Origin of the sequence: Stenotrophomonas hibiscicola ATCC 19867 (genome assembly GCF_000382065.1) — a bacterium.
Classification (GTDB): domain Bacteria; phylum Pseudomonadota; class Gammaproteobacteria; order Xanthomonadales; family Xanthomonadaceae; genus Stenotrophomonas; species Stenotrophomonas hibiscicola.
In genome coordinates, this window is the sequence record NZ_KB907504.1 from 218,059 (window position 1) to 242,331 (window position 24,273).

The following is a 24,273-nucleotide window of genomic DNA, read 5'->3' on the forward strand; positions in this document are numbered from 1 at the left end:
ACCTGTCGAAGGTGGGGCGGTGTCGGATTGCGGGGTGTCAGCCGCATGGGCCCGAGGCATGCCTCGGGCGGGTTGGGCAGGACGCCCAATCCCGGTCTTGCCGTGTGCGCAGGAAAGCGCACACGAGCAAGCGGCTGCCAAGCCTACACGGACGTACTTGCGGCGTCCCCGCAATCCGACATCGCCCCGCCATCCCACGGAATGCCGCTCTGGCTCTGGCTCTGGCTTTGGCCGTTGCATTGAGCAGGTGCAGGGCTGCAAGCCCTGCCGAAACCCCCACCAACCATGACTGCAGTCACTTGCCCGGACGCGCCGCGCTGGCGAAAGTCGAGAAGTTGACGTGATCGGCTCGACCCATTGTCGGCCGCACGCAAGCGAGAGAGAGAGAAACGCTGTGCAACGACGTGAGTTCCTGGCTTTTTCCGGTCTGGGCCTGGCGGGCCTGCTGCTGCCGCATTCCCGTGCCATCGCCGCCGAGCAGTTGCTGGCCCCGGTCGACACCGCCCAGCGCAGGCGTCTGGCCGAGGTCGCGCTGGCCGCCGCACGCACCGCCAAGGCCAGCTACTGCGATGTCCGCATCGGCCGCTATCTCAACCAGTCGGTCATCACCCGCGAACACCAGGTCGGCAATGTGACCAACCGCGAATCATCCGGTGTGGGCGTGCGGGTGATCGTCAATGGCGCGTGGGGCTTCGCTGCAACCCATCAGCAGACCGAGGCCGCCGTGCGCGCCGCGGTCGAGCAGGCAGCGGCAATCGCCCGCGCCAATGCCGGCATCCAGACCCGGCCGGTACAGCTGGCGCCGACGCCGTCGGTCGGCGAAGTGCGCTGGCAGACGCCAGTGCGGAAGAACGCCATGGCGGTGCCGATCCAGGACAAGGTCGAACTGCTGCTGGCGCTCAACGCCGCCGCGCTGGATGCGGGCGCCGACTACATCAATTCCACGTTGTTCCTGGTCAACGAACAGAAGTACTTCGCCTCCAGCGACGGCTCGTTCATCGACCAGGACATTCACCGCATCTGGCTGCCGTTTACCGCCACCGCCATCGACAAGGCCAGCGGCAGGTTCCGTACCCGCGCCGGCCTCTCCTCGCCGATGGGCATGGGCTACGAGTTCCTCGATGGCGATGCGCGTGGAAAGGTCCAGCTGCCCGGCGGCATCACCGCCTACCGCGATTCCTACGACCCGGTCGAAGACGCCATCGCCGCCGCCCGCCACGCGCGCGAGAAACTGAAGGCGCCGTCGGTGAAGCCGGGCAAGTACGACCTGGTGCTGGACCCGTCCAACCTGTTCCTGACCATCCACGAGAACGTCGGCCACCCGTTGGAGCTGGACCGCGTGCTCGGCTACGAAGCCAACTACGCCGGCACCAGCTTCGCCACGCTGGACAAGCGCGATGCCGGCTTCCGCTGGGGCAGCGACATCGTCACTTTCTTCGCCGACAAGACCCAGCCGGGCAGCCTCGGCGCCGTCGGCTACGACGATGAAGGGGTGAAGACGCAGCGCTGGGACCTCGTACGCGACGGTATCCTGGTTGACTACCAGGCCACCCGCGACGAGGCCCATATCCTCGGCCGCGATGCATCGCACGGCTGCAGCTACGCCGATTCCTGGTCCAGCGTGCAGTTCCAGCGCATGGCCAATGTCTCTCTGGCACCGGGCAAGCAGCCGCTCAGTGTCGAGGACATGATCAAGAACGTGGAAAACGGCATCTGGATCCACGGCCGCGGTTCGTATTCGATCGACCAGCAGCGCTACAACGCGCAGTTCGGCGGCCAGCTGTACTACCAGATCAAGGACGGGAAGATTGCCGGCATGGTTGAGGATGCGGCCTACCAGATCCGCACGCCGGAATTCTGGAATGCCTGCACCGCCATCTGCGATGAACGCGACTTCCGCCTGGGCGGTTCGTTCTTCGATGGCAAGGGCCAGCCCGGCCAGGTCTCGGCGGTCTCGCACGGTTCGTCCACCACCCGCTTCAACGGCATCAACATCATCACCACCGCGCGCAGTCTCGGCGCTTGAGCCACCCATCCTTCGACATGGAGAGCAGCCTTGCAAAGACGTGACTTCCTGGCCCTGACCGGGCTTACCGCGGGCGGGCTGATCGTGCCCTCCTTCTTCGGCAAGGTGATCGCCGCCGAGCAGCTGCAGTCCAGCCTGGACCCGGCGCTGAAGAAGCGCCTGGCCGACGCTGCGTTGCAGGCCGCACGCAGCGCCGGCGCCACCTACTGCGACGTGCGCATCGGCCGCTACCTGCGGCAGTTCGTGATCACCCGCGAAGACAAGGTGCAGAACGTGGTGAACACCGAGTCCACCGGGGTGGGCATCCGCGTGATCGTCAACGGCGCCTGGGGCTTTGCCGCCACCAATGCGCTGGGTACCGCCGATGTGGCCAAGGCGGCGCAGCAGGCCGCGGCGATCGCCAAGGCCAATGCTGGCGTGCAGACCGCGCCGGTGCAGCTGGCCAAGGCGCCGGGTGTGGGTGAGGTGAGCTGGCGCACGCCGATCCGCAAGAATGCGATGGAGGTGCCGATCAAGGAAAAGGTCGATCTGCTGCTGGACGTCAACGCCGCGGCGATGGGTGCCGGCGCCAGCTTCGTCAATTCGATGCTGTTCCTGGTGAACGAGCAGAAGTACTTCGCCTCCACCGACGGCTCCTACATCGACCAGGACGTGCACCGCATCTGGGCGCCGATGACGGTCACCGCCATCGACAAGTCCAGCGGCAAGTTCCGCACCCGCGAGGGCCTGTCCTCGCCGATGGGGCTGGGCTACGAGTACCTCGATGGCGCCGCCGCCGGCAAGGTGCACAGCCCCAATGGCGTGGTCAACTACAGTACCTCCTACGACATGAAGGAGGACGCCGTCGCCGCTGCCAGGCAGGCACAGGAAAAGCTGAAGGCACCGTCGGTGAAGCCGGGCAAGTACGATCTGGTGCTCGACCCGTCACACACCTGGCTGACCATCCACGAGTCGATCGGCCACCCGCTGGAGCTGGACCGTGTGCTCGGCTACGAAGCCAACTACGCCGGCACCAGCTTCGCCACCCTGGACAAGCGCGAACAGCATTTCCAGTACGGCAGCGAGCTGGTCAACATCTTCGCCGACAAGACCCAGCCGGGCAGTCTGGGCGCGGTGGCGTACGACGATGAAGGCGTGAAGTGCAAGCGCTGGGACCTGATCAGCAACGGCAAGCTGGTGGATTACCAGACCATCCGCGACCAGGCCCACATCCTCGGCAAGAGCGAGTCCGACGGCTGCTGCTATGCCGACTCGTGGTCCAGCGTGCAGTTCCAGCGCATGGCCAACGTGTCGATGGCACCGGGCAAGAAGCCGCTGAGCGTGCCCGACCTGATCAAGGACGTGGAGAACGGCATCTACATCATCGGTGACGGTTCGTTCTCGATCGACCAGCAGCGCTACAACGCGCAGTTCGGCGGCCAGCTGTTCTACGAGATCAAGAACGGCCAGATCACCCGCATGCTGGAAGACGTGGCCTACCAGATCCGCACGCCGGAGTTCTGGAATGCCTGCACCGCCGTGGCCGACGAGCGCGACTACCGCCTGGGCGGTTCGTTCTTCGACGGCAAGGGCCAGCCGGGCCAGGTCTCGGCGGTCTCGCACGGTTCGTCCACCGCGCGCTTCAACGGCATCAACGTCATCAACACCGCACGCAGCCTCGGCTGATCGGTCAGGAGCCCTTACACCATGAGTATCTTCACCGAAGCCCAGGCCAAGGCCATCCTCGACAAGGTCATCGCCCTGTCCAAGGCCGACGAGTGCACCGCCGTGCTGTCCGGCGCGATCAGCGGCAACATCCGTTTCGCGCTGAACAATGTCTCCACCAGCGGCATCGTCGATAACACCGAGCTGGCGGTCACCGTCGCCTTCGGCAAGCGCGTCGGCACCGCCTCGATCAACGAGTTCGACGACGCCGCGCTGGAACGCGTGGTGCGCCGTGCTGAAGACCTGGCGCGCCTGGCCCCGGAGAACCCGGAGTTCATGCCGGCCATCGGCAAGCAAAGCTACCGTCCCAGCCCGACCTTCAGCGAATCCACCGCCGCGATCGATCCGGCCTTCCGCGCGAAGGTTGCCGCCGATTCGATCGCCCCGTGCCGTGGCAACGGGCTCATTGCCGCCGGCTTCCTCGAGGACGGCCAGGGCTTCCAGGCGACCGCCAACAGCAACGGCAACTTCGCCTACCAGCGCACCACCAACTTCGATTACACCTGCACCGTGCGTACCGAAGATGGCCGCGGTTCGGGTTGGGTCGGCCGCAACCTGAAGGATGCCGCCGACTTCAAGGCCGACCAGGACATCCGCATCGCCATGCGCAAGGCCACCGAATCGGCCGAAGCCAAGGCGCTGGAACCGGGCAAGTACACGGTGATCCTGGAGCCGGCCGCGGCGGCAGGCCTGATCAGCTTCATGATGAACTTCTTCAGCGCACGCTCGGCCGATGAAGGCCGCAGCTTCCTGTCAAAAAAGGGTGGCGGCAACAAGCTGGGCGAGCAGGTCTACGACCCGCGCGTGACCATGATCGCCGACCCGTGGCATCCGGAGGCGCCGGTGCTGCCGTGGGACAACGAAGGCCTGCCGCGCGAACGCATGGCGATCATCGAGAACGGCAGGATCGCCAACCTGGACTACTCGCGTTTCTGGGCGCAGAAGCAGGGCAAGACCGCCAAGGCCTCGCCGGGCAACCTGCTGATGAGTGGTGGCGACAAGAGCACCGCCGAGCTGGTACGCGGCACCCAGAAGGGTATCCTGGTCACCCGCACGTGGTACATCCGCATGGTCGATCCGCAGACCGTGCTGCTGACCGGCCTGACCCGCGACGGTACCTTCTACATCGAGAACGGCCAGATCAAGCATCCGGTGAAGAACTTCCGCTTCAACGAATCGCCGGTGATCATGCTCAACAACATCGAAGAGCTGGGCAGGCCGGTGCGCGTGGCCGGTGATGAATCCAGCTTCGTGATGATGATCCCGCCAATGAAGCTGCGCGATTTCACCTTCACCTCGCTGTCCGACGCGGTCTGATGGATCGCCGGGCCTGCCTGCGCTGGTTGGCTGCTGCCGCTTCGGCGGCGGCGCTGCCGGCCTGGGCACAGGCAGGCCCGCGCAGTTCGCGCTACGACTTCTGGTTCACCCGCCTGCAGTACGACTCCGGTGACTGGGACGTGGACGCGCGCATGCCGTCCAACCTGATCACCTCGCTGATCGACTACACCTCGCTGCGCGTGGACCCGCAGGAGCACGTGGTGGCACTGGCCGACCCGCGCATGCTGGAAGCGCCGTTCTGCTACCTGGCCGGCCACACGCTGGTGGAGTTCAATGCCGCCGAGCGGCAGAACTTCGTGCGCTATGTGCGCAATGGCGGCTTCGTCTTCGTGGACGACTGCAACCACGACATCGATGGCCTGTTCGCCACCTCGTTCGAGGCGCAGATGGGTCGCCTGTTCGGCCCGAAGGCACTGCAGAAGCTGCCCAACAGCCACCCGCTGTACCGCAGCTTCTTCCGCTTCCCCGACGGCCCGCCCGCCACCAGTTTCGAACTCAACGGCTGGGGCGACGACCTGGTGCACGACTACCTGAAGGGCATCGAGGTCGATGGCCGCCTGGGGCTGCTCTACAGCAACAAGGACTACGGCTGCGAGTGGGACTACGACTGGCGCAACAAGCGTTTCCTGGCCGAAGACAACACCCGCTTCGGCGTCAACATCGTGATGTACGCGTTGAACAACTGATAGGACCTGCACGCCCATGACCTCCCCCGACCTCGATTCCCTGCTGCCGCGCCTGGATGCGCTGCGCGCCGCGCTTGCACGCGCAGTGGTGGGCCAGAACACCGTGGTCGAGCAGCTGCTGATCGGCCTGCTGGCCGGCGGCCACTGCCTGCTGGAAGGCGCGCCCGGGCTCGGCAAGACCCTGCTGGTGCGCTCGCTCGGGCAGGCGCTGGAGCTGCAGTTCCGGCGCGTGCAGTTCACCCCCGACCTGATGCCCAGCGACATCCTCGGCACCGAGCTGCTGGAAGAAGACCACGGCACCGGCCATCGCCATTTCCGCTTCCAGCAGGGCCCGATCTTCACCCACCTGCTGCTGGCCGACGAACTCAACCGTACCCCGCCCAAGACCCAGGCCGCACTGCTGGAAGCGATGCAGGAGCGCACGGTCAGCTACGCCGGCACCACCTACGCGCTGCCCGCGCCGTTCTTCGTGCTGGCCACGCAGAACCCGATCGAGCAGGCCGGCACCTACCCGCTGCCGGAGGCACAGCTGGACCGCTTCCTGCTGCACGTGCTGGTGGATTACCCCAGCGAAGACGAGGAGCGGCAGATCCTGGAACAGACCACCGGCGGTACCACCGACGCGGTACCGAAGGTGATGGATGCCGAAGCGGTGACCGCACTGCAGGCGGCCGTGCGCCAGGTGCATGTCAGCCCCGATGTGCTGGCCTGGATCACCCGCCTGGTGCGTGCCAGCCGGCCGGGCGAAGGCGCACCGGCAGCGATCAACCAGTGGGTGAAGTGGGGCGCCGGTCCGCGCGCCGGCCAGTCGCTGGTGCTCGCGGCAAAAGCGCGCGCACTGCTGCAGGGCCGCTTCGCCGCCACCCGCGAGGACGTGCAGGTACTGGCCGCACCGGTGATGCGCCATCGCCTGCTGCTGTCGTTCGCCGCCGAAGCCGAGCAGAAGCGTGCCGACGACGTGGTCGCTGCCCTGCTGCAGGCCGTGCCGTTCCCGGGTTGAGCCACGCGTGAACGCCGGTACCCCGCTGACCTTGCCACCGGACTTGCGTGCGCGCCTGCGCCTGCTGCGGCTGCGGCCGCGCCTGGCCAGCGGTGCCAGTGGCATCGGCCAGCACGCCAGCCGCAGCCGCGGTGCCGGCCTCGAGTTCGCCCAGTACCGTGCCTACGAGCCGGGAGACGAACTGCGCCAGATCGACTGGAAGCTATACGCCCGCTCGGATCGCTTCTTCGTGCGCGAGTCCGAACGCGAAAGCCCGATCACGGTCTGGCTGTTGCTCGATGCCACCGCCTCGGCCGGCCAGGCCGATCGCGCGGCACCGCAGCGCACGCGCCTGGATCACATGCGCGGCGTGGCCGCCTGCGTGGTGGAACTGGCGCTGCAGCAGGGCGACCGTTTCGGCCTGCTGGCGATCAATGGCGATGGCCTGCGGCTGGTTCCCGCGGCGAACGGCGCACGCCAGCGTGATCGCGTGCATCTGCAACTGCATGCCTTGCAGGCGCGCGGCGCCTGGCCTGCGGCCGATCGCCTTCGGCCGCTGTGGGAACGCGTGCGCCCGGGCGACCTGCTGCTGGCGATCGGCGACGGTTTTGACGAGGCCGGCATTGTGCTGCTGGAACAGCTGGCCAGCGCACGCCGCGAAGTGGCACTGCTGCAGATCCTCACCGCCGACGAGCGTGACTTCCCGTTCGACGCCGGCCACCGCTTCCGCGATCCGGAGACCGGCGAGGAACTGTTGGGCGACGGCGCGGCGATCCGCGCCGACTACCTGCAGCGCTTCGCTGACGCACGCAGCGCGTTGCATGCGCGCCTGCGGTCCAGTGGCATCGCCAGTGCCACCGGCTGGCTCGACCAACCGTTGGACCAGGCACTGCAGGCGCTGTTCGGCCGTGGGGGCGGTGCATGACCCTGCTGTTCCCGCTCGGCCTGGCCGCGCTCGCCGCAGGGCTGCTGCCGCTGCTGATCCACCTGGCCCGACGCCATCCGTATACGCCACTGGATTTCGCCGCGCTGCGCTGGCTGCGTGCACAGATCCGGCCGCGCCAGCGCATCCGCTTCGATGACTGGCCGTTGCTTCTGGTGCGGCTGCTGTTGCTGGCTGCATTGGCCTTTCTGCTGGCACGACCTGCGTTGACCGGGCCTGCGCCAGCCCCCATTGCGTGGACGGTCGTTGCTCCAGGGCTGGACGCGACCGCACTACGTGGCACCGCCGAAGCGGGCAACTGGCATTGGCTGGCGCCCGGCTTCCCGGCCATTGATCAAGTGCCACCTGCGTCCACGGCGTCCCTGCCCAGCCTGCTGCGCGAACTGGACGCACAACTGCCTGCGGGCACCGCATTGACCGTGCACGTTCCCGATCCCCTGCCCGGCCTGGATGGCGCTCGCCTGCAGCTGTCGCGCGAGGTGCAGTGGCGCCCGCAGCCGATGCCGGTCGCTGCGCAACCGGGTGCCGCAGCGATGCCGCGTCTGCGCGTGCACAGCGATGCGCCGGCCGCCGCCCAGCGATGGTTGAACGCAGTGCAGCGCGCGTGGGGCGTGCCGTCGCCGCTCGCTCCGCTGCCGAGAGATGCCCTGCCGGAGCGCGGCGAGATTGGTGTGTGGAGCCGCAGCGATGCACTGCCGGCGAACTGGCAGGCGTGGCTGCGTGACGGCGGTCTTGTCATGACTGCCGGCAAGCCTGCTGCCGACGCCCGCATCCTGCTGCGCGACGCGGAGGGCGCACCGCTGCTGTGGCAACAACGCGTCGGCCACGGCTATCTGCTGGCGCTGCCGGGCGACTGGAATACCACGAGCAACGCCGCGCTGCGCGATCCGAAGTTGCCGCGTGCCCTGCTGCTGGCGCTGCAGCCACCCACGGCTCCGCGCCTGGGCGATGCACGTGACCAGGCACCGCAGCGGGCCGCATTGCCTGCTGCAACACCACCGCTGCGTGAGCCGACGCCTTGGCTGTTGCTGGCTATCGTGTTGCTGTTCGCCCTGGAACGCTGGATGGCCAGCAGCGCCCGCCGCAGGGTGGCCGCATGAATACCTTGCAGCACGCCTGGCAACGTGCGCGCCGGCGCCGTGCGCTCATCACCCTGCTGCTGGGCCTGCCATGGGCGCTGGCTGCGGCGGGGCTGGCCCTGCGTCTGGCAGGTTTCGATATCGCCTGCGTCGTCGGTACGATCAGCCTGCTCGCGTGTGTGGGCTTCGCCACTGCGCACGCCCGCCAACTGGACCGGCAGTGGCTGCAACGCCACCTTGATGGCAGCGGTGCCAGCGAGGACAGTGCCGATCTGCTGTTCGCCGATGCCGCCACGCTCAATCCGCTGCAGCAGCGCCAGCGTGCGCATGTGCTGGCCACGCTGGAACGCGCGATGCCGGAGCTGCGTCCACACTGGCCGCCTGGGGCATTGGCGCTGTGCTGGATCGCGGGCCTGGCCATTGTTGTGCTGGCAGTCGGCTGGCCACGTTCGAACCCCGGTTCCGCGCCAGTCCGCACCTCAGCGCCAGGCAGCACGGCCGCCGCAGGCCCGCTACGCCTGCAGTCCACCCGCCTGCACATCGACGCACCGGCCTATACCGGCCAGGCCACGCTTACCCAGAATGCGCTGGACGCCAAGGTCGCCGCCGACAGCCGACTGTCCTGGTCGCTGCGCTTCGACCGCGCACCGGACAAGGCATGGCTGCAGTTCCACGATGGTCGCAGGTTGCCACTGAGCGAGCACGAAGGACAGTGGCAGGCACAGGACATTGCACGCACGCCGGTGCTGTACCGCGTGGTGAGCGAACCGGCACTGGCAGAGACCCGCCTGCATCGGCTGGATGTGGTGGCCGACCGTGCACCCAGCGTGCGCGTACTGGAGCCCACGGCCAGCCTGGTGCTGGGCACGCCGGGGCAACGACAGTGGGCACTGCGCTTCGAAGCCAACGACGATTACGGTGTCGCGGCGCAGGCAACGCTGTCGATCACCACCACCCAGGGCAGCGGGGAGAACATCACCTTCGTGAAGCGCGGCATCACGCTTGCCGGCAGCGGCGAAGCCACCGCGCGACGTTTCGCCCATACCCTGGATCTGGCTGCGCTGGGCGCGCAGCCCGGCAACGATGTGATCGCCCAGTTGGAAGTGCGCGACAACCATGCACCCACGCCGCAGACCGGGCGCAGCAGCAGCGTGATCCTGCGCCTACCCAGCGCCGAAGTCGCGCTCGGTGCAGAGCTCGAGGGCCGCATCAAGAAGACCCTGCCTGCGTATTTCCGCAGCCAGCGGCAGATCATCATCGATGCCGAAGCGCTGATCCGGCAGCGACGCAGCCTGGCCGCCGAGGACTTCGTGAAGCGCAGCGATGCGATCGGTGTCGACCAGCGCATCCTGCGCCTGCGCTACGGCCAGTTCCTGGGCGAGGAAAGCGAAGGTGCACCGAAGCCACCGCCGACCAGCGACCTGCCCACCAGCGATACGCCGGCCGCCGGCGACCACGACGACGATCACGACCATGGCGCCGAGGCCGGCGCGCACGACGCGCATGACCATGATCACGGCGGCAAGCCGACCAATGCCGATACGCCACCGGTGTTCGGCAGCGACACCGACGTGCTCTCCGAGTATGGCCACACCCACGACCACGCCGAGGCGGCGACCCTGCTCGATCCGCAGACCCGCGCCACGTTGAAGGCCGCGCTGGACCAGATGTGGTCGGCCGAAGGCGAGCTGCGCCAGGGCCGTCCGGAACAGGCATTGCCCTTCGCCTACAAGGCGCTGGGCTTCATCAAGCAGGTGCAGCAGGCCGAACGCATTTATCTGGCCCGGGTCGGGCCGGAGCTGCCACCGATTGATGAAGGCCGTCGCCTCGGCGGTGATCGCGCCGGATTGGCCAGTCGTGAACTGCCGTTGGCCGCGCGCACGCCGCCGGATCCGGCCATCGTTGAGGCCTGGCAGCGCCTCGGTGATGGCACCGGCGCACCGGATCTCGATGCGCTCACGACCTGGCAGCAGCGCAACGCCGCCTACCTGCCCGATGCACTGGATCTGGCCGCCGCCATCGAGCAGCTGCGCATCGAGCCCGGTTGCCACGACTGCCGCCTGCGCCTGCGTGCGCAGCTGTGGCGGGTGCTGCAGCGTCCGCTGCCGCAGGCGATGCGGCGCGGTGCGGCCGATGCAATGGGCCAGCGCTACCTGGATGCGCTGGAGGCGCAGCCATGACCCCCTCCAGCCCGAACCTGTGGATTGCGCTGGCACTTGCTGTGGTCGTGGTCATCGCCAGCGTGCGCCAGTTGCGTGGAAGCACAACGCACCTAGGCCGCAGGTGGATCGTGATCGCGCTGCAGATCGCCGCTGCCATGCTGCTGTATTTCTGCCTCTTACCCCCCAATCGCCAGCAGCCCGCAGGCGGGTTGGTCGTGCTGGGAATCGATGCCGACCGGGCTGGCGCACTGCCGGCCAGCGAAGGCCCACTGCTACTGTTACCCGAAGCTGCCGATGTGCCCGGCGCACAGCGCGTACCCGACCTGGCCACCGCGCTGCGCCAGCATCCAGCCTCCACGCTGACGCTGGTCGGTGCGGGCCTGGCCGCACGGGACCGCGACGCGCTGCTGCCACCGAATATACGTTGGCAGGCTGCACCGGAGCCGCGCGGCTGGATCGCGCTGCAACCACCGGCCGATGTCGCACCCGGTGCCCGCTTTGACGTGCAGGCACAGGCGCGTGGCGTGGCCAAGGCGAAAGCAGAACTGCTCGACCCGGCCGGCAGCGTGGTCGATCGCACGGAGGTTGCCGACGACGGCCGCGTGCAGCTGAGTGGTATCGCCCGCGCCGAAGGCCGCAGCGTGTTCCAGCTGCGCCTTCTCGATGCCGACGGCCATGTGGTGGACAGCCTACCGGTGCCGCAGCAGACCCTGCCGTCCGCACCGCTGCGCCTGCTGGTGCGCGCCAGCGCGCCGGGGCCAGAGCTGAAGTACCTGCGCCGCTGGGCAGCCGATGCCGGCATCCGTGTGCAGGTGCAGGCGGATACCGGGGCCGGACTCAGCATCGGCGATGGCGCGGTGGCGATTGATGCAGCATCGCTCACGCGCAGCGATCTGCTGCTGCTGGACGAGCGCAGCCTCGTAGCATTGAGTGCGGGCCAGCTGGCCGCCGTGCGCCAGGCGCTGCGCGATGGACTGGGTGTGCTGGTACGCAGTGCGGGCGCACCTTCGGCCAGTGCACGCCAGCGCCTGCGCGATCTGGGCCTGCCAGTGCAGGGTGATGGCAGCAGCCGCACCCTTGAACTTCCCGGCGATGGCGAAGGCGCGATCCTCGCCGCACGCCGTGGCCCGCTCGCCGCCGGCACATTGCCCACCGGCTACGGCGAAGAGGCCGACCGCAGCTCGCACAGTGCCGCGCTGCCTTCGCTTGAAGCACTGGCGTTGCAGCCGCCGTGCAGCAACGCGCTGCTGCACGATCGTGCCGGCAATGCCATCGGTGGCTGGCGCGCGGTCGGCAAGGGCCGCATCGGCCTGCTGCCCATCACCGACAGCTGGCGTTGGGTGCTGGCCGGCCGCGATGACCGTCACGGCGAACTCTGGAGCGACGCGGTGGCCACGTTGGCACGCGCGCAGGACAGCGCTGATGCACTGTGGTCACCGCAGCCGATCGCCTGGGCAGGTGAACGACAGGCGCTGTGCGGTGTGCAGGCACCACTGCAGGCCTTCAACAAACGCGGCGACGACGTGCCCCTGATCGTCGATGGCACGGCGTCGGCGCTGCGCTGCGCCGGCTGGTGGCCCCGTGAGGCAGGCTGGCAACGCCTGCAGCATGGCGACAGCGTTGTCTGGCGCTATGTGTTCGACCCGAAGGATGCACCGACGCTGCATCGACAGGTGATGATCGATGCGACCACGCGGGCGTTGGCTGCCAGCACGCTGGCAGACGCGTCGGTGGTGCAACCCGTGCCGGGCTCGCGCTGGCCGTGGTGGCTGGCGTTCGTGCTGTGCGCCTCGCTGCTGTGGTGGCTGGAGCGGCGGCGCTGACCGCATCGATTGAATCGCGGGCAGCACCCACGCGTGGCGTGGATCTACTGGCCCCAATCCTCATGCGCCATTCAACGTTTTCCGGCGCGCCGGTACACACCGTTGAAACGCACGTTCATGCCACCGCATTCGCTGTTGTCGGCCACGATCAGCACCTCGCCCAGCGAATGCACGCGCACCCGGCACGTGTCCTCGACGAATTCCACATCAGCACCACGCGGCGTCGCCCGGGCTTCCACCTGGCCCATGTTCGGCCCGTAGGGACGCTGTTCCGGCGTGGGGTTGGCTGAGGGCCAGTAGGCGTCACCCTCCACATGAAGTTGCCCGCCCTGCACGCGGATCTTCAGGCCGTTGTCGCCATCCTTCCACTCGCCCGCCCAATCCTGCAGCGCTGGCACGACCACCGGCAACGCCTGCAGCTTGCTGCGGTCGACCCAACCGGCGCTGCCGCCCACCTTGTTTGGGAAGAACGCGCAGCGATAGCGGCCGAGATCACGCCCGGTCACCACGGTATCGCCATTGACCACATAGCTGCGCTGGCGGCAGGCCGGTTCGCCTTTCGCCGGGCAGCCGTCCATGTCACCCAGCAGATACAGACGGGGCGCATCGACCACCCGCGCCAGGGCGAACCGGCTCTGTCCGGAGGGAAACGCACCATTGCGGCAGGCGCCATCATCGGCAATGCCATCCGCGAAGGCGGAGACCGGCAGCAAGGCGGCCAACAGGCAGATCGAACGCAGGAACATGGCAGCACTACCGGTGGAGGAGCCGGCAGAATATACCGCCCTACTTCACCGGCGGTGCATCACCGGCATCCTGCTCCTGGGAGAACCGCAGCGCACGCTGCTGCTGTTCGGCACTGAGCTCGGGCGGTGGCCGCGCCACGGCGGCCTGGATCTGCGCAGGTCCGCCGGTGAGTTTGTTGATCCCCTTGGCCGCCGCCATCACCCCCTTGACCACGCCCATCATGATGTAGCCGCCGCCCATACTGACCTGCTCCGGCGAGGGCGGTTCGCTCCAGTCGCGGCTGAAGCGGTTGTCGCCGAACTTCACGGGATTCTTGAAGCGGTACAGGTCCAGCGGTTCGTCATCGGGCTTGAGCGCACGCACTTCGCCCAGGGTGGTGACATTGTCCTGCGGCAGGGTGGTGGAGATCGGCGCGGCAGGTGCTGCCGGGGCATCAGCAGGGGGAGCGGGCACAGGATCGGACACCGCTACCGGCGCTGCCTGCTGCGCCTGCGCGATGCCCGCCAGCAACAGGCTGGCCAGCAGTGCTCCCTGCGTTCCCGGTCGTGCCACAGCCATCCACCCTGTTGGTTGCGTCCAGTGAACAAGGATACGGATGCGGGCTTCAGATTTCGTTGGCATCGGCGGGGGCATTCAGGGTGTGTCACGCATCGTCGCTGCGCGGCCTGGGCGCCGAAGTTTGCAACGAACTTCATTCCCCTCGGGGCGCGGGGACGGCATCCTGCGGTTTTCCCGGTAAGGCCCTCCTTGATGACAGCTCCCTCCACACGCCCGCCGCGTCGGCCAGTCGCCTGCTGATGTCGCGCGCGGCAGTACTGGTTGGTCTGGCGGTCGTGTGCCTGATGGTCATCGCGACCGCAGCCGAATGGACATCGCGTGTCCGCGCAGGCATCGCCTCGCTGCGCCGGAGCAGCACGCTGCGGACGCTGGGCGCGGACGAACACATGGCACTGGCACCGGTGCGCGCGTTGACCGGCTGCGACCATGACGACCAGATAAAGCGGCTGAGTGGCGCCTTCACCGGCGGGGCGTGGCGGAACAGCTTCCCGGTCGGTGACGGCTTTCTGGCTGGCATTCCCGTGCTGGTGCCAAGACAGGCATGGCCCTACCTCTCGGAAGACAATGAAGCTGACGTGGTACTGGGTGATCACGTGGCCATGGTGGTGCGTCTCAATGGCTTCACCATCGCTGCTGCACGGCCGGATGCAGCCACCAGCCGCGTCTGTGGCGAGCGCCTGGAGACACCCGAAGAAGTCTCGATGCGACGGGGTCCCGGCCTGCGCCCGTCCCCGCTGCTGATTGCCGCACTGGCGCTGTGGGCCGCCACCGGCGTCCCGGGCCTGCTCGCCATGCCGTTGCTCGCCATCGCCGGTCTTGCGGCCTGGCTGGGCTTCCCTCGCCGCAACGGCCCTGCGACAGCGCAGCGCGTGCTGCGGGTCCGCGGGCGCCTGCGCGCGTACCAGCGTACTGCCCAGACATCACGGGTGTGGTTGCTGGGCAATGACCGGCGTGTGCAGCTTCCAGCGGAATGGGAGCACGCTGCGGCATTCTCCCGCAGGCGCTCGATGCTGCTGGATGTGCGCGCCTGTGACGGCGCAGTGCTGGGCGCTGGCACGGCGTGGTGCCTGGCCAGCGACCGACGCCGCTATCCGCCCCCGGGAGGGTCCTGGCAACTGGCGTGGCTGGGCCTGCTGCTGTGCGTGCTGGTCTTCGGCGCCGCCTGGATGCCGTGGTCGCAGCGCCTGGAGCTGGGCTGGCCGCTTGCGTCTGGCTGGGGGGCGGTGGCATTGCTGGCGTTGGGCTGGCACGCGGTGCGGATTGTGATCTGCATGGTGCAGTTCCTCCGCCGCAGCGAGGCGCTTGACGCGGACATCGCGCAGCGTCCGGACCCGTGGCACTGAACGGTTCACGCCCTTCGCGCGCGATGTCTCACATCCTGAGACGTGGATGTGGTGCCATGTGACCCCTCGCAATCCGTCCCCGCTTCCTCTTCCATGGCTTACGAACTCGCCAAGCGCACCGCCGATGCCGAGCAGAAGCTCGCCACCCGCGATGGCCTGCCCGCCCGTGACGGCGCCCTGCTCAGCGCGCGCCTGCAGCGCCGCTACCAGGACCGCATCACCGGCAGCTTTGCCATTCCCGGCCGCGAGGGCCGCTATGCCCCCATTCCCGACGCGGTACCGCCGGCCCTGGCCGCGGCCCTGAAGGCACGCGGCATCGAGCAGCTCTACAGCCACCAGGCCGAGGCCTGGGAGGCCAGCCAGCGTGGTGAGCACGTGGCCATCGTCACCCCCACCGCCAGCGGCAAGTCGCTGTGCTACACCCTGCCCGTGGTCAGCGCGGCGATGCAGGACAAGGCCAAGGCGCTGTACCTGTTCCCGACCAAGGCGCTGGCACAGGACCAGGTGGCCGAGCTGCTGGAACTCAACCGTGCTGGCGATCTGGGCGTCAAGGCCTTCACCTTCGATGGCGATACCCCGGGTGATGCGCGCCAGGCGATCCGCCTGCATGGCGACATCGTGGTGTCCAATCCGGACATGCTGCACCAGGCGATCCTGCCGCATCACACCAAGTGGGCGCAGTTCTTCGAGAACCTGCGCTACATCGTCATCGACGAAGTACACACCTACCGCGGCGTGTTCGGCAGCCACGTCACCAACGTGCTGCGCCGGCTCAAGCGCATCTGCGCGTTCTACGGCGTGCAACCGCAGTTCATCCTGTGCTCGGCCACCATCGGCAACCCGCAGGCGCATGCCGAGGCGCTGATCGAGGCGCCGGTCACCGCGATCATCGAATCCGGTGCGCCCAGCGGACCGAAACAGGTACTGCTGTGGAACCCGCCGGTGATCAATCCGGACCTGGGCCTGCGCGCCTCGGCGCGGTCGCAGAGCAACCGCATCGCGCGCATCGCGATCAAGTCCGGGCTGAAGACCCTGGTGTTCGCGCAGACGCGGTTGATGGTGGAGGTGCTGACCAAGTACCTGAAGGACATCTTCGACCACGACCCGCGCAAACCGCCGCGCATCCGGGCGTACCGCGGTGGCTACCTGCCCACCGAGCGGCGCGAGACCGAGCGTGCGATGCGCGCCGGCAACATCGACGGCATCGTCAGCACGTCGGCGCTGGAACTGGGCGTGGATATCGGCAGCCTAGACGTGGTCATTCTCAATGGCTATCCCGGCAGCGTGGCCGCCACCTGGCAGCGCTTCGGCCGCGCCGGTCGCCGCCAGCAGCCCGCGCTGGGGGTGATGGTGGCCAGTTCGCAGCCGCTGGACCAGTACGTGGTGCGACATCCGGACTTCTTCGCCGAAGCCTCGCCCGAACATGCGCGCATCGCGCCGGACCAGCCGTTGATCCTGTTCGACCACATCCGCTGCGCGGCCTTTGAATTGCCGTTCCGGGTCGGCGATGGCTTCGGCCCGATCGATCCGGAAGTGTTCCTGGAAGCGCTGGCTGAAACCGAAGTCATCCATCGCGAAGGCGAGCGCTGGGAATGGATCGCCGACAGCTATCCGGCCAATGCGGTCAGCCTGCGTGCCGTGGCCGACGGCAACTTCGTGGTGGTCGACCGCAGCGATGGCCGCCAGCAGATCATCGCCGAGGTCGATTATTCCGCCGCCGCACTCACCCTGTACGAAGGCGCCATCCACATGGTTCAGTCCACTCCATACCAGGTGGAGACGCTGGACTGGGACGGCCGCAAGGCCTACGTCACCCGCACCCACGTGGACTACTACACCGACAGCATCGACTTCACCAAGCTCAAGGTGCTCGACCGCTTCGATGGCGGCGTGGCCGGCCGTGGCGATTCGCACCACGGCGAAGTGCACGTGGTACGCCGCGTGGCCGGCTACAAGAAGATCCGCTATTACACCCACGAAAACATCGGCTACGGGCCGGTGAACCTGCCCGACCAGGAACTGCACACCACGGCGGTGTGGTGGCAGCTGCCACAGGCGCTGCTGCTGCGCGCCTTCGCCAGCAAGCAGGATGCGCTGGATGGCTTCCTCGGCGCCGCCTACGCGCTGCACATCGTCGCCACCGTGGCGGTGATGGCCGATGCGCGCGACCTGCAGAAGTCGGTCGGCAACGGCGATGGTTCCTGGTTCGCGATCGCCGACCAGAGCGGCCGTGGCCAGCTGCGCGGCAGCGAGGGCGATCCCGCTGGAGTGGAGCTGCTGCAGGAATTCGTGCCCACCGTGTACCTGTACGACAACTTCCCCGGCGGTGTCGGCCTCAGCGAACCGCTGTGGCAACGCCAGGCCGAACTGGTGCAGCGCGCGCGCGAACTGGTGCAGCGCTGCGACTGCAAGGCTGGCTGCCCGGCCTGCGTGGGCCCGGTGCTGGCCGCGCAGGAAGACGATGAGACTTCGCCGCGCACGCTGGCGCTGCGCGTGCTCGACCTGTTCGATGCCGACGCCTGCCAGGATGTGCCCGACGTGGTGATCACCACGCGCGAGCCGATGGAGTTGCTGGCACCGTGAGCCTGAGCCTGGACAAGCTGCGCCTGCTGCGGAAGCAGGCCGGCGACCCGAAGGCGAGCACACCGGCCACGCCGGACGTGCCCCCTGCGCCACCGGCATCCGTGGCCGCCAACGATGCGCGGCAACCACCGGCCGAACGTTCGGTGTTCGCCTGGGTCGAACAGGAAATCCGCCACAAGCCGACCGGCGCTGCGGCCTCCGCACCGGCACCCGTACCGCTGCGTCGGCCGGAAGTAGGCAGCCTGCATCGCCTGCTCGGCCTGCGCTCCCGCGGCAGTACCACGCCGGCACGCGCCAGCGCACAGGATCGTCAGCTGCCCGGCGAGGAGATCGCACCGGGCCTGTTCCTGATCGAATCGCTGCAGCCGCAACCAATCCCGACCACCCCGCTGTCATTGGCCTTCGCCAAGCGCGAGGACCAGCACGTAGCTGCGCGCGACCTGCTGTTCTTCGATACCGAGACCACCGGCCTGGCCGGTGGCACCGGCACGCGTGCCTTCATGATCGGCGCGGCCGACTGGTACGTGTGCCCGCAGCGTGGCGAAGGCCTGCGCATCCGCCAGCTGCTGATGTCCACCATGGCTGCGGAAGAAGCGATGCTGGCCACCTTCGCCAGCTGGCTGCAGCCCTCCACCGTGTTCTGCAGCTACAACGGCCGCAGCTACGATGCGCCGCTGCTGAAGGCGCGCTACCGGCTGGCGCGCCAACGCGATCCGATCACCGCGCTGGACCACGTCGACCTGCTCTACCCCACCCGTCGCCGCTATCGCGGCACCTGGGAGAACTGCAGGCTGTCCACCATCGAGCGCCAGCTGCTGCGCGTGGTGCGCGAGGACGACCTGCCGGGCTCGGAGGCACCGGGAGCATGGTTGCGCTTCCTGCGTGGCGGCGACGCCGTGAACCTGCGCCGGGTGGCCGATCACAATCATCAGGACGTGGTGACGCTGGCCTTGCTGCTGCAGCGGCTGGTGCGCGAGGAACAGCGCGAGCGCGAGACACTGGCGCTGGTCGGGCAGTAATGACACGGGGCAGCGTTGACATGCCCTGACGGTGGCAGCGGTGACACTGCCGCCACCATCCACGCCTGGAGCCCGACGATGCGCCTCAATCCCCTGGTCCTGCTCGCCATCCTGCCCTTGGCCGCCTGCAGCCATGCCGGCAGCAGTACCGCGCATGAGACCACGCCGCCACCGGCGGCCGATGGCCCGCATGAGTGCCAGCCCGACAAGCTTGAACCCTTCACCGGCAAGACCGCCGACGAGGCCACCGTGAAGCAGCTGGTCAGCGCCAGCGGCGCGCGCAATGCACGGGTGGTCAAGCCTGGCATGGCGGTGACCATGGACTTCCGTCAGGACCGCGTGACCGTGCAGGTGGATGCGCAGAACCGCATCGAACGCGCCAGCTGCGGTTGATGTTCCGCTGGTAGCGCCGGGCCATGCCCGGCGCCTTCCCTCTTCAGGTGTGCCGCTGCGCTCGCCGGGCATGGCCCGGCGCTACCGCCGTTTCAGAGGCGCTCGGCCTTGCCGCTGGCCAGTGCACGCGCGATCACCTGCTGTGCCTGCTGCGATGCCTGCGCATGCACACGTGCCTGGCGCTCACCCAGCGCGGCCTGCTGGCTGCCCAGTGCCGCCTGGCGGCTGGCCAGTTCAGACTGCTGGTTGGCCAGACGCCGCATGTCACGGGTGCGGCCGGACTGCGTGGCCTCGCTGCGGGCTTCCTGCATCGCACGACGTGCCTCGGCGGCGGCCTCGCGTGCAGCCTCACGCGCAACGGCCATATCGCCGGTTGCACCGCGCGCTGCCTTCGCCGCTTCCGCGGCGGCCTCACGGTTGATGTCGTGGGCGGCCATCGCATTGCGTGCAGCCTCGGCGGCAATCAGTGCGATGCGGCGCGACTCCTCGCCCTGCAGGCGGCTCATCTCACCCATCTGCCTGCCGAGTTCGCCCTGCTGGCGACCCAGCGCACTCTGCTGGCGGCCCAGTTCGCTCTGCTGGCGACCCAGCTCTGCGGCACCACTGTAGGCACGCTGCAGGCTCTGGATCAGCATCGGGTCGCGCACCACATAGCGCTTGTCGCCCTGGCGGAACCACAGCGCCGGGCCCTTGCCGAGCTGCCTGCGGGCCACCGTCACGTCGTCCATGCCGCCGTTGGCGAAAGTCGAATCACCATCGACCAGCACAAAAGCCTCCCGGGGCGACTTGCCCAGGTCCAGGCGGCCGTAGGTGGTGATGGAGCGGGCGGCCGACACCGTGCCTTCATCGTCTTCGGCCATGCCGGTGGAATCGTCGACGTCGGCCACGTCGGCATCGTCGGGCCCGGTCGCGTCAGCAGGTTCGGCCGGGGCTGCCGGTGCGGCAGGTGCCGCTGGGGCAGCCGCGGCCGCCGGCGGTGCGGACGGTGCTTCCGGGGCCTTAGGCGGTGGCGGCGCCACGGCCTTCGGCGCGGCCGGAGGGGCGGGCGGGGCGGGCGGCACCGGCGCTGCGACCAGCCGCATCGGCGCCACGCCCACCACCACCACCGCAGCGGTCAGCGCCACCGCCAGCAGACGCGGGCAGGACCGGGGCGACTGCAGCGAAAGCAGGCGACGCTTGAGGCTGGTGGTGCTCGGTGCGGCGCTGGCCACGCCCAGATGCGGCTGCGGGGCCACGCCCAACTGCAGCAACAGGCGGCCATAGGCCTGGCGGCTGGCGCCATGTTGGCCAACCACCGCTGCATCCACCGCTTCCTCGCGCGCCTGTGCATATTCACGCACCGACAGGCGCAGCAGCGGGTGGAAGAAGAACAGGTGCTGGGCCAGTGCAGGCAGCAGGCCCCATTGCAGGTCACGCCGCTGCAGGTGCTGCAGTTCGTGGGTCAGGGCCAGGTCCAGCGCGTCGCCCTGCAGGGCGTTGTCGCCGGCCGGCAGCAGCAGCACCGGGCGGAACGGCCCGACCAGCTGCGGTGCGTCCACCTGCGTGCTCATCCACAACCGCGGCGCAGGACGCACGCCGTGCGCATCGGAGGCCAGCTGCAGCGCCTGTACCAGCGCCTCGTCCTCGCAGGGATAGGCCGCAGCCAGCAGTGCGCGGCAGCGGCGCCACTCACCCAAGGTGCGCAGCGCCATCAGCAGCACGCCGGATGCCCACAGCGCAGCCAGTGCAACGGCCCACCACGCCACTGCCGGCACGTCCGCTGCAGGCATCGGCATCGCGGCCAGCAACTGTGCCGAGGCCTCCGGGGCCAGCGGGTAGACCATGTCAGCGGCCACGTCGGTCGCGGTCATCGCCACCGCCTGCGGGGCCGGCAGCCAGGGCAACTGCAACGGCTGGCTCCAGAACAGGCCGAGCACGGCCTGCAGCGAGACCAGCCACCACAGGCGGCAGCGGGTGGCCGCCGACAGCGACGGCAGCACGCGGCACAGGCCGTACACCAGCGCCACCAGCAGTACGGTCTGCAGGCTGGTCCAGCCCAGCCGTTCCAGCATCGGGATCAGCATCGTGGTGTCCATGGCTCAGCCCTCGTGGCGACGCGATTGGAGTTGGGCGACCAGCGCTTCCAGCTCGGCCAGCTCGTTGTCGCTGACCTGCTGGCGCTGCGACAGGTAGGCCACGAACGGCGACACCGAGCCCTGCAGGGTGTTGTCGACGAACTGGGCCACGGCACCCTGCAGCACGCTCTGCGGGCCACGGGTGGCCTGGTAGCGGTAGACGCCGTCCTGCTGCCGGCGCTGAAGATACCCCTTCGCCCGCAGCCGCTCCATCATCGTCAGCACGGTGGAACGGGCCAGGCCTCGGGCCTCTCCATATCCACTGGCGACCTCGCCGACGCTGGCCGGCGCATGTTCATCGATGTACTGCAGCAGGGCCAGCTCCTGGTCCCCGATGGTCTTGCCACGCATGACACCACTCCCTTGACTACACGTGTCGCCACTGTCAGCTTGACGACAGCTGTAGTCAACCCCCCGGAAGTCATGGGCCGACGAACGGTAGCGGCGCCGAGCACTTAAACCTTTGGCGTGCTGTCCGCATCCGATCCGCAACGCCCGCTGGAATTCCGCATGTTCCGTCCAATGCTCCGAGTCGTGCTCATGCTCATCAGTGCCCTGCCCTTCACCGCCGTCTCTGCCAGCCAGGACCATGCCAACGACCAGACCCGCCGCCTGATCCGCCAGATCATGATGCAGCAGCGCATCCCCGGGCTGCAGGTCGCGGTGGTCAAGGACGGGCAGATCGTGCTGTCTGAAGCCTACGGCCTGGCCAACGTCGAGAACGGCGTGCTTGCTTCGCGCCACACCCGCTTCCCGCTCAACTCGGCCACCAAGGCGTTCACCGGCGTGGCCGCCGCGCAGCTGGCGCAGGAGGGGCGATTGGATCTGGACGCGCCGGCCTCGCGTTACCTGGATGATCTTCCACCAGCGTGGAGAGACGTACGCGTACACCAGCTGCTGGCGCATACCTCCGGCCTTCCGGACATCCTTGATGCGAACGGGCTGTTGGGCGCTGGCTCAGAAGCGCAGGCGTGGGCGGCCGTCACTGCGCAGCCGGTCGAAGCCGAACCCGGGCAGCGCTTCGCCTACAACCAGACCAACTACGTTCTTCTGGCACGGATCATCGCGAAGCAATCCGGCATGCCCTACGAACGTTTCCTCGCCACCGGCCAGTTCAGCAGCGCGCGCATGGCACGCACCACCTTCGGCGACAGCTACGACCTGATTCCGGATGCGGCGACGATGTACAGCCTGGCCCCGCGTGCCACCGACGCGGCCGATGCACCGCCACGCCTGTCGCATTGGTTCTACGACATACCGCCTTCGCTGTGGGCCGGTGGCGGCATCCTCACCACCGCCGACGACACCGCGCGCTGGCTGGCCGCGCTGACCGAAGGCCGCCTGCTGCCGGAGGCGGCCCTGCGGCGGATGTGGAGCGCAGAGCGCTTGGCGGATGGCCGTGCCGGCCCGTGGGCGGAGGGCTGGCCGGTACTGCGCGCATCGCCCGACCTGCAGGTGGCAGGTATCGGCGGTGCGCGTGCGGCGTTCGTGGTCTATCCCGAGCGCGGCGTGGCGGTGGTGGTGCTGACCAACCTGGTCGGTGCCAATCCGCAGCAGTTCATTCCACGCATTGCCGATCTCTATGCGCCTGCGGTGACCGTGCCCTGAGGCTGCCGGCCAGCGGCCGGCAGGCCCGTCTCACCCACGTGGACCGCCCATCACCGGCAGGATCACCCCGCTGATGTAACTGGCACAGGCCGGAGAGGCCAGGAACACATAGGCGGGCGACAGTTCCTCGGGCTGTGCGGGCCGGCCCATGTCGCTGTCCTTGCCGAACTCGGCGACGTCCTCGGACTGCTTGTCGGCCGGGTTCAGCGGCGTCCACACCGGCCCCGGCGCCACGCAGTTCACCCGGATGCCACGTGGCAGCAGCTGGCTGGCCAGCGACTTGGTGAACGCATGGATCGCGCCCTTGGTGGCCGAGTAGTCGATCAGCGCCTTGCTGCCGAAGATGCCCGTTTCCGAACCGGTGTTGATGATGCTGGCGCCCTCGCCCAGATGCGGCAGCACCGCGCGCGCCATCTGGATGTAACCGCCGATGTTGGTCTGCAGGGTCTCCTGCAGGTGCGCGTCTTCCAGGTCTTCCAGCCGCTCGCAGTGCAGCTGGAACGCGGCGTTGTTGACCAGGATGTCGATGCCGCCGAACGCCTTGGCCACCTGCTTCACCGCTTTGTCGCAGAAGCGCGGATCGCGCACGTCACCGGCGATCACCACGCAGCGACCGCCTTCGCGCTCCACGTGCTGGCGGGTGATGTCCGCGTCCTCGGCCTCGTCCAGGTGCAGCACGGCCACGTCCGCGCCTTCGCGTGCGAACAGCACCGCCACCGCACGGCCAATGCCGGAGTCGCCACCGGTGACGATCGCCCGCATGCCATGCAGCTTGCCGCTGCCCGCGTAGTCGGGTGCAAGGAAGCGGGGCGCCAGCTCCAGTTCGTGCTCATGCCCGGGCTTGGCCAGCTGCTGCGCCGGCATCGCCTCCGGCTGGCGCCGTGCGCCGGCCTGGGTTGCGGTCTTCTTCGTGGCCTTGCTGGCCGCCCGGGCGTCCTTGGCCTTCTCCTGGTCCTGCAGGCGCCGCTGCCGGGCCGCGACGCGTGCTGCCCGCGGATCGCTGGCGGCCGCCTTGCGGGTCGCGGTCTTCACTACGCGGGGGCGATCGGGGTCGGCGACCGCCTTGGCCGGGGTGCTGCCTTTACGCACTTTCGGCGATGCCTTTCGGCGGGCGGGTGTCTTCTTGGTGGTGGCCATGCAGGTCTCCTCGGGAGGGAACGGGGCTGCC

General features: G+C 68.4%; 19 protein-coding genes. 14 read left to right on the forward strand and 5 right to left on the reverse strand.

Annotation, left to right across the window (positions count from 1 at the left end):
• Nucleotides 1-394: 394 nt before the first annotated feature.
• Genes G370_RS0118695 through G370_RS0118735 form a run of 9 tightly spaced genes read left to right on the forward strand, consistent with a single transcriptional unit; the run spans nt 395 to nt 12,740 of the window.
• Nucleotides 395-2,026, forward strand: coding sequence for a TldD/PmbA family protein (locus G370_RS0118695; protein ID WP_019661953.1), 1,632 nt, complete (start codon nt 395-397; stop codon nt 2,024-2,026).
• A gap of 30 nt (nt 2,027-2,056) precedes the next feature.
• On the forward strand, nt 2,057-3,691 hold the full coding sequence (locus tag G370_RS0118700; RefSeq protein WP_019661954.1) for a TldD/PmbA family protein: 1,635 nt from the start codon (nt 2,057-2,059) through the stop codon (nt 3,689-3,691).
• Nucleotides 3,692-3,712: 21 nt separating this feature from the next.
• Complete coding sequence (locus tag G370_RS0118705) at nt 3,713-5,047, forward strand: TldD/PmbA family protein (protein WP_019661955.1); 1,335 nt, start codon at nt 3,713-3,715, stop codon at nt 5,045-5,047.
• Nucleotides 5,047-5,754, forward strand: coding sequence for a DUF4159 domain-containing protein (locus G370_RS0118710; RefSeq protein ID WP_019661956.1), 708 nt, complete (start codon nt 5,047-5,049; stop codon nt 5,752-5,754). Before G370_RS0118705 ends, G370_RS0118710 begins: the two co-directional genes overlap by 1 nt.
• 16 nt (nt 5,755-5,770) lie before the next feature.
• Nucleotides 5,771-6,754 (forward strand): AAA family ATPase, encoded by a 984-nt coding sequence (locus G370_RS0118715; RefSeq protein ID WP_019661957.1) that lies wholly within the window; start codon nt 5,771-5,773, stop codon nt 6,752-6,754.
• Nucleotides 6,755-6,761: 7 nt separating this feature from the next.
• The gene (locus G370_RS0118720) at nt 6,762-7,658 is read left to right on the forward strand and encodes a DUF58 domain-containing protein (protein ID WP_019661958.1); all 897 of its coding nucleotides are present in this window, start codon (nt 6,762-6,764) and stop codon (nt 7,656-7,658) included.
• Nucleotides 7,655-8,776 carry a BatA domain-containing protein gene (locus tag G370_RS0118725; protein ID WP_019661959.1) on the forward strand — a complete coding sequence of 374 codons (1,122 nt, stop codon included), beginning with the start codon at nt 7,655-7,657 and terminating at the stop codon, nt 8,774-8,776. Before G370_RS0118720 ends, G370_RS0118725 begins: the two co-directional genes overlap by 4 nt.
• Entirely contained in the window at nt 8,773-10,935 is a 2,163-nt protein-coding gene (locus G370_RS0118730) for a hypothetical protein (protein ID WP_019661960.1), read from the forward strand. Before G370_RS0118725 ends, G370_RS0118730 begins: the two co-directional genes overlap by 4 nt.
• Nucleotides 10,932-12,740, forward strand: coding sequence for a hypothetical protein (locus G370_RS0118735; RefSeq protein ID WP_019661961.1), 1,809 nt, complete (start codon nt 10,932-10,934; stop codon nt 12,738-12,740). Before G370_RS0118730 ends, G370_RS0118735 begins: the two co-directional genes overlap by 4 nt.
• A 71-nt stretch (nt 12,741-12,811) precedes the next feature.
• Here the strand turns inward: G370_RS0118735 and G370_RS0118740 are convergent, their stop codons facing one another.
• Both G370_RS0118740 and G370_RS0118745 read right to left on the reverse strand, forming a co-directional pair.
• Nucleotides 12,812-13,486, reverse strand: coding sequence for a hypothetical protein (locus G370_RS0118740; protein ID WP_019661962.1), 675 nt, complete (start codon nt 13,484-13,486; stop codon nt 12,812-12,814).
• 40 nt (nt 13,487-13,526) lie between these two features.
• Nucleotides 13,527-14,045, reverse strand: coding sequence for a hypothetical protein (locus tag G370_RS0118745; RefSeq protein ID WP_019661963.1), 519 nt, complete (start codon nt 14,043-14,045; stop codon nt 13,527-13,529).
• A gap of 284 nt (nt 14,046-14,329) precedes the next feature.
• On the opposite strand from G370_RS0118745, the gene G370_RS0118750 reads away from it, so the two are divergent.
• From G370_RS0118750 to G370_RS0118765, 4 genes are all read left to right on the forward strand, one after another.
• Nucleotides 14,330-15,388, forward strand: coding sequence for a hypothetical protein (locus G370_RS0118750; protein WP_233653414.1), 1,059 nt, complete (start codon nt 14,330-14,332; stop codon nt 15,386-15,388).
• Between the two features lie 93 nt (nt 15,389-15,481).
• Entirely contained in the window at nt 15,482-17,971 is a 2,490-nt protein-coding gene (locus G370_RS0118755; protein ID WP_019661965.1) for a DEAD/DEAH box helicase, read from the forward strand.
• The gene (locus G370_RS0118760; protein WP_019661966.1) at nt 17,968-18,990 is read left to right on the forward strand and encodes a ribonuclease H-like domain-containing protein; all 1,023 of its coding nucleotides are present in this window, start codon (nt 17,968-17,970) and stop codon (nt 18,988-18,990) included. Before G370_RS0118755 ends, G370_RS0118760 begins: the two co-directional genes overlap by 4 nt.
• Nucleotides 18,991-19,068: 78 nt before the next feature.
• Entirely contained in the window at nt 19,069-19,383 is a 315-nt protein-coding gene (locus tag G370_RS0118765; protein ID WP_019661967.1) for an I78 family peptidase inhibitor, read from the forward strand.
• 92 nt (nt 19,384-19,475) lie between these two features.
• Here G370_RS0118765 and G370_RS0118770 read toward each other — a convergent pair whose 3' ends face one another.
• A complete protein-coding gene (locus G370_RS0118770) occupies nt 19,476-21,458 on the reverse strand; it encodes a M56 family metallopeptidase (protein WP_019661968.1) in 1,983 nt (660 codons plus the stop codon).
• A gap of 3 nt (nt 21,459-21,461) precedes the next feature.
• Nucleotides 21,462-21,848: a BlaI/MecI/CopY family transcriptional regulator gene (locus tag G370_RS0118775; RefSeq protein WP_019661969.1), complete on the reverse strand. Its 387-nt coding sequence runs from the start codon at nt 21,846-21,848 to the stop codon at nt 21,462-21,464.
• Nucleotides 21,849-22,037: 189 nt separating this feature from the next.
• Between G370_RS0118775 and G370_RS0118780 the strand changes: the two genes are divergently transcribed.
• Nucleotides 22,038-23,105 carry a serine hydrolase domain-containing protein gene (locus G370_RS0118780; RefSeq protein ID WP_032955530.1) on the forward strand — a complete coding sequence of 356 codons (1,068 nt, stop codon included), beginning with the start codon at nt 22,038-22,040 and terminating at the stop codon, nt 23,103-23,105.
• Nucleotides 23,106-23,135: 30 nt separating this feature from the next.
• Here the strand turns inward: G370_RS0118780 and G370_RS0118785 are convergent, their stop codons facing one another.
• The gene (locus tag G370_RS0118785) at nt 23,136-24,242 is read right to left on the reverse strand and encodes an SDR family oxidoreductase (protein ID WP_019661971.1); all 1,107 of its coding nucleotides are present in this window, start codon (nt 24,240-24,242) and stop codon (nt 23,136-23,138) included.
• Nucleotides 24,243-24,273: the final 31 nt, after the last annotated feature.